Raw genomic sequence first — 11,561 nt, forward strand, 5'->3', positions numbered from 1 at the left:
AGCTTGTACTGTGCTTGCATGGTATTTTCACCAAAAGCGGTTTCAAATAAAGGTGGAAGAGTTTTTATGGTAGCATTTGCCGGAAGTTCGAGTTGAATATCATCCGTTGCAAACAGCACATGATCCAGGTCAATGGGAGTTTTTCTCTTATCATCCGGCATAAAACTGGCAAAGCTGGCCGGGAAGAAATCAATACTGGTATAACAGGACTTCTCCACCATGGTTACGCGGTTAGAAATTTCTACCTCCCCTTCCAGCACCAACGGAATATCCCGGTTGGTAAAATCAGAGGTCTTAACATTGGTAACTTCTGTGCTGCTATTATTTAACTCAATTAGGGTTGCAATAAATTCTTTCCGTTTATTGGAAGGGATAGAATTATAAATATAGTGGAAGAAATTTTTGGCTTCTCCTGTAAAAGTTAGCCTGACATGCCCAGTAATTTTGGTGCCGGATAATTTCAGCTTCGCGGAAGTAGCCATGGTATTATCTTCGGGGCGGGCGGCCGGTACTGTTTCAATTTTATAGGTATCGCCGTGTTCCACTAATACCGATTTTCCCTGTATGCGATAAGCATTTACGCCCAGGGGAGCATATTTTTCTGTTCCATCCAGAAAATAGGTTTTCCCGTTGTGATACAAAACGGAAATTGCATGATTATCCACGCATAGCGACAATACCTCCCGCCGGTCATAGGGTATTTCGCGCGTACCGATCCAGGCAAAATGCGCATCGTAGCCGGCTAATTTCAGGAGTTCCGTTAACAGGTTGGCCATCCCTTTACAATCGCCGTATTTATTCCTGTACACATCCTGTACCGTATGAGGAATAAAACCGGCATACCCTTCTTCAAACGCTATATACCTGATATTATCCTGCACCCAGTAATACAGTGCTTTGATCTTCTCTTCATCAGTCTTCCTGCCCTGCAGTTCTTTATCAACCACGGCCTTCAGGCCGCTGACATCGTTGCCGGCTTTTTTGTATAAGAGATTATACCAGGCATACATATTATCCATCGTATTAAAAACAGGATGGGTTTTATTGTCTGACTGGAAGGTTTTGATCGACACGATAAGATGAGGCAGGTAATATGGCCTTGCCAGTGAAGCCGGTTCCTGTTTTACGGGTGCCAGGTTTTGTGCTGTGTAGGTATAGATTGTTTTATCCCCTTCTTTTCGTTTAGATTTTTTGATTTTATAGGCCGGTTCAAAGTTCTTTTCTATCAATTCCAGCTCAAGCCAGGAGGGCACTTCAAACTCTATGCTTTGCTGGCTCACAGGATGGGAGGTATGAAAGAAAAGGCGGGTCAGGTATTTGGCATCTACATACTGATAATTGTACAGGAAACGGCAACGGGTACCTTCCTCCTCTGCCTGCATGCCATAGATGAGCCCATAGTTATCGTCAAAAAAAATAGCATCGTCGGTCAGCGATACTTTTTTGGGTGGGTATTTCTGGCTCCTGAATTTATTCTTATAAAAAACCTCGAAATCATAATCCCGTAATTGCACAAAGTTATTATAAGGCACCAGGTGCCCCATCGTGGCACGTTTGGTCATGGATACCATTTCGATGGTTCCCTTTTCGTTGGCAACAACAACCGGCATTCCATCCAATCCCTTACCGGTACTAAAACTTATTTGCCGTACTGCAGAGGCGCTGCCATATTCTGCCTCTTTATCTATTTTTTTAAGCGCATTGGCCTGGCTCATTCCTTCGCCATCGGCCGATTGATTTTGTGCAAAAAGAAAGGCTGCCAGGATAAGGTGCACTAATAAGAGTGCCATTTTTTTCATAAAGGCGGTTTAGGTTCTGCCGCCAAGATAATAGGAAATCTGCGAAATCAAAATGTTTTTGCGGTAAAATCCTTCCCCTGGAATTGTTGCCGGTACTGTGAATAGGTAAGACCTGTATTATTTTTGAAATACTTACTGAAATGAGCTTCGTCGTCGAAACCAAGTGTATGCGCAATTTCCTTGGCGCTGCTATTTTCCAGTGCTGCCAACCTTTTGGCTTCCAGTACAACCCTTTTTTTAATATGTTCGCTGGCCGGCAGACCCGTAATTTTTTTTACGGTTTCGTTGAGATGATTAGGAGTAACCACTAATAAAGCGGCATAATCACTCACTTTAGTAGTGGTACGGTAATTAGTTTCAAGCAGCCGTAAAAATTGCCGCGTCAACCAGGCCGGTCTTGAACTTATAGAGCCGGCTGTTTCAGCAATGCCCCAAAATCTTGAACATTGTATCAGGAACAACTGAAGCAATCCCCTTAAACTCTCATAATGCATATACTCTACCTGGTTTATTTCTGCCTGCATAAGCCCTATCAATCTTTCAAGAACAAGGGCCTGTTCGGGCAAAACGATATGCGGTTGAAACTGGCTGCAATTATAAAAAAGGCCGGTTTGCAGCAATAATTCACGCTGACTTTCGGTTGTGCAAAAAAAATCGTGCTGGAAGGAAAGTACATACCCATTTGGCGGGGTCTCTGTCTGAACCTGGTGTATTTGGCCGGGTGTTAGAAAAAAGATAGTCGACTTTTCTACTGCAAAATCCTGAAAATCCACCATATGCTTAGCGGCTCCAGATTTCATCCAGATGATAACAAAATAATCATGCTTATGCGGATGACTGATCCGGTTATGCCGATGCGCATCAATATACTCCATGGATTGAAGCTCAAACTGCAGACCATGTTCGCTGGAATGAACCATTTCAATAACCGGGATACCTGCTTTCATCTCTCAATTTAGGAAATCCTTTTTTTCACCTCGGATAAGACCAATTATTTCAACCAACACCGCACACTAAACCGTTTGTTGTAGCAGCTTATTTACAATGGAAAGCTCCTCTTCATTAATTGTATGTCCCATACCAGGGTATATCTTTTCGATCACGGCGCCTCCCATTTCTCTAAATATATTAGCGGAGGCATATACCCGTTCAACAGGTACATGCATATCTCTGTCGCTGCAACCGATAAATACGGGTGCCCCATTGAAATTTCCTGTGTAATTAGCGCGGTTAATTTTTTCTCCGATCAACCCACCGGTGAAGGCAGTTACCGAGCCATATTGTGCGGCATTCCGAGCCGCAAATTCCAGTGCCAGGCAGGCCCCCTGGGAAAAGCCAAGCAAGTGTATGGCAGACTCCGCTATACCGGCATTTTTACAATCGGCTACCAATTCTTCTACCAGGCTGATGGCGCTGCTTAACCAGGGTTCATTTTCTTGCACCGGCGCAATAAAACTGTAGGGGTACCAGGTATGATTCGTAGCAGCAGGCGCCAGTAGTACAAACTCTTCCAGGTTCAGGTATGCTTTTAAACTGAGGATAGAGGCCGGGGAAGCGCCCCTTCCATGCAGCATGATCAGGGCTTTTTTTGCTGAATGAAGCGGCACTCCTTCCTCCACTACTTCCTTTTTATGCGATGTTATTGCCATGGTTACATGAAATTTTTCCAGTTTAATTCAATCGGTTCCAGCCCTGATTCAATCCTGGTACGATTCTTTTCTTCCCAGGGTGGAAGTTTAAGCGCAGTTCCGAGTGATTCCAGCGGCTCGTCGTAGGTAAATCCAATATCGCTGGTAGCCACTTCGAATAACACGCCGCCGGGCTCTCGGAAATAAATGCTGTGAAAATACTGGCGGTCAAGAACGGTTGTAACGTTCATTCCTTTGCTGGCCAGCTTTTCCTGTACCTGTTGAATAGTGGTATCGTTTTCCGTTGCGAAAGCCACATGGTGTACCGTACCCGCACCTCCTAATCCACGCAGCCGGTCTGGTTCGCAAACCAGGTCGATAAGATCGCCCACTTTACCCGTTGCGCTGTAGCGAAAGCGATTTCCCGCCTCGGCTATAGCCTGGTGGTTAAGATAGGTGGAGAGGAAGCCAGCGGTTTTTTCATAGCCGTCTTCACTAAGGGTAACGCTGTGAAATCCTTTGACTGCATGTTCTTCCGGAATTTGCCCGTACGTGAAGCCGGGGCGTGTATCCCGGTCATTGGCTACGAGTTCTATCCCTAATCCATCCTGGTCTTCAAAATAGATAAAGCCTTCTTCAAAGCGTTCCTGCGGGGTGGTATGAGAAACCCCAAATTTTTTGAGTCGCTCGGTCCAATATCCCAGGCTACCGGCAGGAATAGAAAACGAAGTGGTGGTGAGCTGGCCCTTGCCCTGGCGACCGCGGTGCAGACCCTTGTAGGGAAAAAATGTGAGGATCGTACCCGGTTTACCCTCTTCATCTCCATAATAAAGGTGATAGACGTCGGGGGCATCGAAATTGATGGTTTTTTTAACCATCCGGAGCCCCAGTATACCGGCGTAGAAATCGAGGTTTTTTTGCGGATCATCTGCCATGGCCGTTACATGGTGTAGTCCTTTTATCAGTGGTTCCATAGCTTAGTTATTTATAGTTGCAAATTTACCCCCGGCAAAGCTGCCGGACCATGGCGGAAAGGCGGATAAACTTGTACAAATCATGGATTAGTACTTGCGAATGATCAATACACCGGCAATTAATAACAGGGCGCCCAGCCCCCGCATCCAGGAAAGGGGATGAACCGGGGTGCCAAGTAGGCCGAAATGGTCAAATAGAATACTAACCAGCATTTGTCCGGCTATTACCAGGCCGAAGGTTAGGGCAACGCCTAAGCGGGGTACTAATAATATAATGGCGGTTACATAAAAGGCGCCCAATAATCCGGCTATCCATACCAGGGAGGGCGCTGCTTTGGCCTGTAACAGGTTGGTGAGGGGTACCCGGCTAACCAGGATATACACCAGCAGCCCCAGGGTTCCTACCACAAAGGAGATCAGGCTGCCGAGTAAGGGATTTTGTACCACCGACCCCATTTTTGCATTCAGTGAGGCTTGCAATGGCAGAAACATACCGGCTAAAATGGCCACTAAAATCAACAGAATTTGTTGCATCGTTTATGAATTTTGAAAAAAAAGATTGATATAGATCAACATTTTATAAAAAACAGCAATTTCCTACAATTTCCATTCATCTGCTAATTTGAGTCGCTCACCGATACAAGAGAACCACTTACTGGCAAATAAGTGTTTTCCCCGATACTAAAAATTACACTTAGCCGTTTCCCCTTAGTTTTTTCTACATACTAATACTTATTTGCTACCCGTTTATAAGATACCAAAGGATCTCTTATGATTAGAAGTTTACAAATTAGTATCGTTCTTTTACTGACAGCTGCTTTTGCAACAGCGCAACCCTGTTCACCGCTGGGTGATCAAACCAGTTTCGGTACCGGCAATGTCTGGATCGGTTATGTGTATGACAACATGAATTTCACCACTTACCGTGGTTATATTAATGTAGGCAGCGCTGCAAGTCCCAATTTTGACTATAATTTCGGCTCAAACAATGGGAATTTAAACACCAATGGCTGCCATGTTGACCGGAATACCTTCAGCGTTCGCTTTAAACTACGGAAAAACTTTACCAATGGCAGCTACCGCATTGTGGTGGGGGGCGATGATGGGTATCGTTTAAGCCTGAATAACGGGGCAACCTGGATTGTAAATAACTGGAACGACCACTCTTATACTACTTCTACCATTGATGTGGTCTTAAATGGCAATACGGATATTATTCTGGAATACTACGAAAATGGCGGAGACAACCGGGTTTCGTTCAATGTTACTTCCATCTGTACAGGTACAGAAAACACCAGTACCTATGGTAGCAACAATACCTGGAATGGATATGTGTACGATGGTACCAATTTTGACCAGTATGTGGGAATGATCCAGAACGGTTCAGCAGCGAATCCCAATTTTGACCAGAATTTCGGAGGTAGTAATGTTACCTTAAACACCAGCGGTTGTAGTACAACTACGGAAACCTTCAGTGTTCGGTATCGCCTCAATAAAACCTTCCTGGCAGGAACTTACCAGTTTACAGTTGGTGCGGATGATGGCTACCGCCTGAGCCTCGATGGGGGGGCTACCTGGGTTATTAACCAATGGTTTGCCCAATCCTATGCCTCTACTATTTCAACGCCGATCAGCCTGAACGGCACCTATGATATGGTATTGGAATATTACGAACAGGGTGGAGACAACCGGGTTAGTTTCAACCTGGCTACCATTTCAATTTTACCCATTTACCTGATTGATTTCAAAGCTGCCGTAAAAAATAATCAAACTGTATTAAACTGGGTAGTAACCGCCAACAGCACGCCCGACTATTTTGAGGTAGAAAGAAGTTATGATAACCGCAGTTTCAGTTCAATAGGCACAGTTGAACCTAAAGCCGGCGAATTAACTACCCGGTTTACCTATACTGATAAAACTGCCCAGGGCGATAAACTCTATTACCGGTTAAAAATGGTAGATATTGACCGTACAGCCACCTATTCAAAAACCCTGACCATTCACCTGAAGGAGGCTTTGCAGCAGGAACTGCAGGTGTATCCTACGGTAATTACCAGCAACCAGGTGATGGTAAAATCTGCCGATAACTATAGCAATGCCGTAGTTACTGTTGTTGATTTGTCGGGCCGTGTGGTGCTGAACAAAACCATCGGACAAATGACGGCTAACCAGGCACAGGCCATTGATTTAAGTAGTATCCGTACGGGAAAAGGTGTTTATTTTCTCCGGGTAACAAATTCAGATGGCATAGACCAGACACGTAAAATTATTCTTCCGTAATCGCAAGACATCCTATTCTTATACGATAAAACTAAGTGCCCCCAAAGCAATTGAGCTTTGGGGGCACTTAGTTTTATCGTATTGTTAAATACTGCTTTGATAATTGTATCAATTGATAAGTAGTTTCTATTACGATGATCCAATCCCGCCGTATAAAATGAATATTTTATAAAAAAATTGACAGTTATTTTCAGATTTCCCCGTGTAAACACGGGGAGGAAAAGACAAATGTTTGGGAAATAAATACGTTCTTTGCGCAATATTTTAAACCTTATAGTCATATTACGCAATGAAAAAACAACTAATGCACCGGTTACAGGTGCAGCATCAAACTCAATGCTTTTAAGTTTTACGCCGTGCAACGGCAATAAACTCCTGATTGTCAACAGCCATTGAATATTATTTTACTGAATTTTATCTAGTATTTACGGATTGCTTAAAACCTGTACTGATTGATTCCATCAGTACAGGCTTTCCTTGTATGGAGCAATAATACCAATCTGTAATACTTGGATACTATCCAATACATACATGAAACTATACATAATACCTCTGTTACTTTTTCTCTTATCAGGCCTCTTGTCAACTGCGCAGCAACTTCCCGCTGATCTGAGTAATCTCAAAGCAACTCAAATTTCTGATGCCCAGATAAAACAATTGCTTTCCCAGGCAAAAGCCAACGGATTAACGCTTGATGAAGTTGAAATGGAACTTTCAAGAAGAAAGTTACCGTCGTCAGAAATACAGGAACTAAAAAGAAGAATGCAGGAAATAGAACTGTATTCACCTGCTGAGACTGCCGATAGTTCAAAACAATCTGCACCTAAATTGACAAGAACTGTCAACCAAAAGAATAAACCCTTAGATAATCTATTTGAGAAAGAGGAGAATATACAGTTATTTGGTACGGAGCTGTTCTCAGGTTCAAATCTCAGTTTTGAACCCGATCTTAGAATGGCAACACCCACCAATTATATAATTGGTCCAGATGATGATCTGATACTAACAATTTATGGGGTAAATGTTACACAGCAAACCCTTAAAGTTACACCAGAAGGAAATGTTAATGTAAAGTATGCGGGCTTGATAAACCTAAGCGGATTAAGTGTTGAAGCAGCAGCTTCCTTGTTAAAAAGCCGCCTTATCAAATACTATCCGGCCTTATCATCCGGGCAAACCAAATTACAACTAGCCCTTGGAAATATCCGAAGCATTAAAGTAATTATAATAGGGGCAATAAAAAGACCTGGCACTTATACCCTACCCTCACTGGCCACTTTATTCAACGCTCTGTATGTTAGTGGAGGACCAGGTAACAACGGATCTTTCAGGAACATAGAATTAATCAGGAACAATAAAGTATTTCTAACGGCAGATCTGTATGAGTTCCTGGTAGACGGCAACCTGCGTTCCAATATTCGTTTGCAGGATAACGATGTAATTCGTATTCCTTTTGCCACCACATTGGTTACGCTAAAAGGGCAACTAAACAGGCCAGGGATCTTTGAGATAATGCCAGATGAACACCTCGACCAGGCGATCAAATATGCCGGCGGCTTTAAAAGCAAGGCGTATAAAGGAAGAATACGTGGTTCAAGAATACTTGATTTCGGTCAAAGTGTACTCGATATTGCGGGCGATTCCCTGGCGCAATTTCCCTTGAGAAATGGCGACGAATTTCAAATTGACTCTGTCATAAACCGATACAATAACAGGGTAACCGTAACTGGCGCTGTATTCAGGCCGGGCGCCTATGCATTGGAGCCCGGATTAACCGTACACGGACTAATTGAAAAAGCCCTGGGAGTGAAAGAAGATGTTTTTGATGGAAGAGCTGTTTTAATCCGAACCCGCCCCAACCTTACAAAAGAATACATTAACGTAGAGTTAGGCAAACTGCTCCGTTCAATGGAAAAGGGAATAGAATTAAAAAAAGACGACAGCCTACATGTTGCCTCGCTCTTCGATCTTCGGGATACGGTAACAGTTAGTATCAATGGCGCAGTACGAAAGCCCGGCATCTTCCGCTTTGAAGACAGCTTAACCCTTAAAACACTTATTCTAAAAGCGGGGGGCTATTCCGACTATGCTACAGGCAAAGGAATTGAGATATCGCGCCGTAAAAGAGATATTTCAATTAATACACCAGGCAGTAAAATTGTAGAACTCATTAGTGTAGATGACAACAAAGATTTATCAGGCAGCAGCCTGGACCTTATCCTTCAACCATTTGATATAATTACGATAAAAGAGAATCCATATTACAGAAAACAAATCTCGGTTAAAATTTCAGGAGAGGTATTGATGCCGGCAGTATATACCCTGCAAAGTAGAGAAGAACGATTAAGTTCTATCATCGCCCGGTCTGGCGGACTGCTTTATACCGCCAATATAAAAGGCGCCAAATTAATCCGGAAGAAAAAAGAACTGGTAGACTCATTAGAAATTAAACGGCTGCTTTCTGCCGTAAAAAGAGACACCAGCAAACTTGCCGTAGACAGCATGAGCCTATTGAAAGACACAAGAGATGTAGCCATTGACCTGAGTTATATTTTAAAACATCCCGGCTCACTGGATGATATATTCCTGGAAGAAGGAGATGAACTGATTATACCCCGAATAAACAATACAGTAAGTGTTAACGGAGAGGTATTCAAACCACTCGATATCATGTATGAAAAAAACAAAAGTTTACGAGATTATCTATCGGATGCTGGTGGTGTTACCCTAATGGGAAAACGAACCCGTACGTTCGTAATTTACCCCAACGGAAGTTCTGCAAAGATCAAAAGAACATTGGGCATTTTCCCGAGATATCCCAGCATTCAGCCAGGCTCAAATATTTATGTTCCGCAAAAACCAAAACGGGAAGGCGGATTTGATACAGCAAAAGCAGGCATACTGGTTTCTGCAATAACTGCACTAATTACAGCTGTTGCACTCTTTACCAGATAAGACAAGGATTATGGAACAACATACACATCCAACGAATGAGTACGTTTCAGTAGGATCTATCCTTACCGCCGTAGGGCATGGATTTCGGTTTTTAGTAACCAACTGGTGGAAATTAGCGGTGGCATCCCTGGCGGGACTTGGCTTAGGGGTACTTACGGCAAGTCTTATACCGATATCATATAAAGCTGATATTCATTTTATGGTGGAAGAAAGCAAGGGTGGTAGTGGTGCAGGAATAGCGGCTCTGGCAGGTCAATTCGGCTTTGATCTAGGCGGTATTGGAGGCAGTGGAGGTCTTTTATCCGGAGACAATGTTTTAATTTTTCTAAAAAGTAAAAGTCTAATCAGGGAAGCCTTATTAACAGCTTACGACAGTAGCGGCAGTACTTCCCTGGCGGATAAATACGCAGAATCAACCGGCTTAAAAAAAACCTGGGAGAAAAAGTTCAAAGAACCTGGCACTATTAATTTTCCTTCCGTCCAGAATGCACCTACCACGCGTTTACAAGACAGCCTCCTACAGGTTATAACGGAAAAAATAAGCAAAAATGACCTGCTGGTGGATAAGCCTGATAAAAAAGCAAGTTTTGTACTGGTTTCAGCCAATATGAGAGACGAGCTGCTTACTAAACTGTTTACGGAGCGATTGGTAAAAAAAGCAACAGACCGGTATGTGAATGCCAAAACTGAACGCCAATTCATAAATGTTCAGCGCTTACAGAAAAGAGCCGACAGCATAGCCATTTTATTAAATAGCAAAACGTACAATGCCGCAGTTGTTCAAGAACAACTAATCGACATAAATCCGGGGATGAAAGCACCCATGGCTAAAGCTGAAGTGTCGGGAAGAGATAAAATGATGCTCAGCACCATATACGGTGAAGTGGTCAAAAATCTGGAAATAAGCAAAGTTGCATTATCACAGGAAACCCCCACGATTCAAATTATTGATACCGCCATTTTACCATTGAAGCAAAACAAAGTATCCAGGTTATTGGGTGGCATTGTTGGGGCTGCGCTGGCAGTCTGCCTTGTTGCATTTTATCTAACCATCCTATATTGGGTTAGTCACAAAACTAAACCAGCTGCAAGCGTATGATTACTAAAATCAGGAAAAATTTAATGACAACCACGTCGTTGAATATATTCAACTACCTGATTCCTCTTTTGATCACCCCCTACTTTGTACGGATTTCCGGAGTTGAAAACTATGGACACCTAACCATAGCGTCCACCATCGTACAATACTATTTCCTGTTCGTTGGATTTAATCTCGACATCTTTGGTACTGCTGAAATTGCCGTATTAAAAGACGATCAGAAAAAATCATCCATTCTCTTCTGGCAATTGTTTCATGCGCGAATCTTGCTCTTCATTATCGCCACCCTGTTGTTTATACCCGTATTATGCTGGTTCTACTATACGGAGAAAGATATTTTTCTCTTAGCCGTGACCTACCTGGGACTATTAGGATACACCATAACACCCCTCTGGTTTTACCAGGGTGTAGAAGAATTCAGTCGCCTATTCATCGGTATCGCCGTTGGCAAATTACTATTTGCAGTAATCATTTTACTCTTTGTGCATGAACCAGCTGATTACTGGTACTTCAATTTAGGAATCAGCTTATCCCATATTATAACAGGCCTTTTCCTAACTATCGGCGCAATTCGGTTATTCAAATTAACTTACCATGCTTTTCAACTAAAGGAATCACTACAATTCCTAAAAAATAAATTCTCCTTATTTAGAGGCGGCACCATACTGCAATTCAATTATAATTTTAATATTACGCTTCTAAGCATCCTACTTCCATTGCAGGCCTTTGGCATATTTATGGCTGCCAACAAACTTGTTCTTGTAGCCTACAGTATGGTGGCGCTGCCATCAACCAAAGCCTTTTCCCCTACATTTCACGTAGCATT

The 11,561-nt window shown here is 43.0% G+C and carries 9 protein-coding genes; 4 read left to right on the forward strand and 5 right to left on the reverse strand.

Going from position 1 to position 11,561, the window contains the following annotated elements; all coding sequences use genetic code 11:
* The 5 genes from A1D16_RS03655 to A1D16_RS03675 all read right to left on the reverse strand — a co-directional run.
* A partial coding sequence (locus tag A1D16_RS03655) for a transglutaminase-like domain-containing protein (protein WP_290707870.1) occupies positions 1–1,799 on the reverse strand: 1,799 nt, incomplete at its 3' end.
* Between the two features lie 47 nt (positions 1,800–1,846).
* Positions 1,847–2,746: a helix-turn-helix transcriptional regulator gene (locus A1D16_RS03660; RefSeq protein WP_290707871.1), complete on the reverse strand. Its 900-nt coding sequence runs from the start codon at positions 2,744–2,746 to the stop codon at positions 1,847–1,849.
* A 66-nt stretch (positions 2,747–2,812) separates the two neighbouring features.
* Complete coding sequence (locus A1D16_RS03665) at positions 2,813–3,448, reverse strand: dienelactone hydrolase family protein (protein WP_290707872.1); 636 nt, start codon at positions 3,446–3,448, stop codon at positions 2,813–2,815.
* Between the two features lie 2 nt (positions 3,449–3,450).
* A complete protein-coding gene (locus A1D16_RS03670; RefSeq protein ID WP_290707874.1) occupies positions 3,451–4,401 on the reverse strand; it encodes a ring-cleaving dioxygenase in 951 nt (316 codons plus the stop codon).
* 87 nt (positions 4,402–4,488) lie between these two features.
* Complete coding sequence (locus A1D16_RS03675) at positions 4,489–4,935, reverse strand: DMT family transporter (protein ID WP_290707875.1); 447 nt, start codon at positions 4,933–4,935, stop codon at positions 4,489–4,491.
* 237 nt (positions 4,936–5,172) lie between these two features.
* Between A1D16_RS03675 and A1D16_RS03680 the strand changes: the two genes are divergently transcribed.
* The 4 genes from A1D16_RS03680 to A1D16_RS03695 all read left to right on the forward strand — a co-directional run.
* Positions 5,173–6,681: a T9SS type A sorting domain-containing protein gene (locus A1D16_RS03680; protein ID WP_290707876.1), complete on the forward strand. Its 1,509-nt coding sequence runs from the start codon at positions 5,173–5,175 to the stop codon at positions 6,679–6,681.
* A gap of 531 nt (positions 6,682–7,212) precedes the next feature.
* Positions 7,213–9,636 (forward strand): SLBB domain-containing protein, encoded by a 2,424-nt coding sequence (locus tag A1D16_RS03685; RefSeq protein WP_290707877.1) that lies wholly within the window; start codon positions 7,213–7,215, stop codon positions 9,634–9,636.
* A 10-nt stretch (positions 9,637–9,646) separates the two neighbouring features.
* Positions 9,647–10,735, forward strand: coding sequence for a hypothetical protein (locus A1D16_RS03690; RefSeq protein WP_290707878.1), 1,089 nt, complete (start codon positions 9,647–9,649; stop codon positions 10,733–10,735).
* 23 nt (positions 10,736–10,758) lie between these two features.
* Positions 10,759–11,561 (forward strand): oligosaccharide flippase family protein (locus A1D16_RS03695; protein WP_290707879.1); only part of this gene is annotated, 803 nt, incomplete at its 3' end.

The organism is Flavihumibacter sp. CACIAM 22H1 (genome assembly GCF_001601815.1).
Lineage (GTDB): Bacteria > Bacteroidota > Bacteroidia > Chitinophagales > Chitinophagaceae > Flavihumibacter.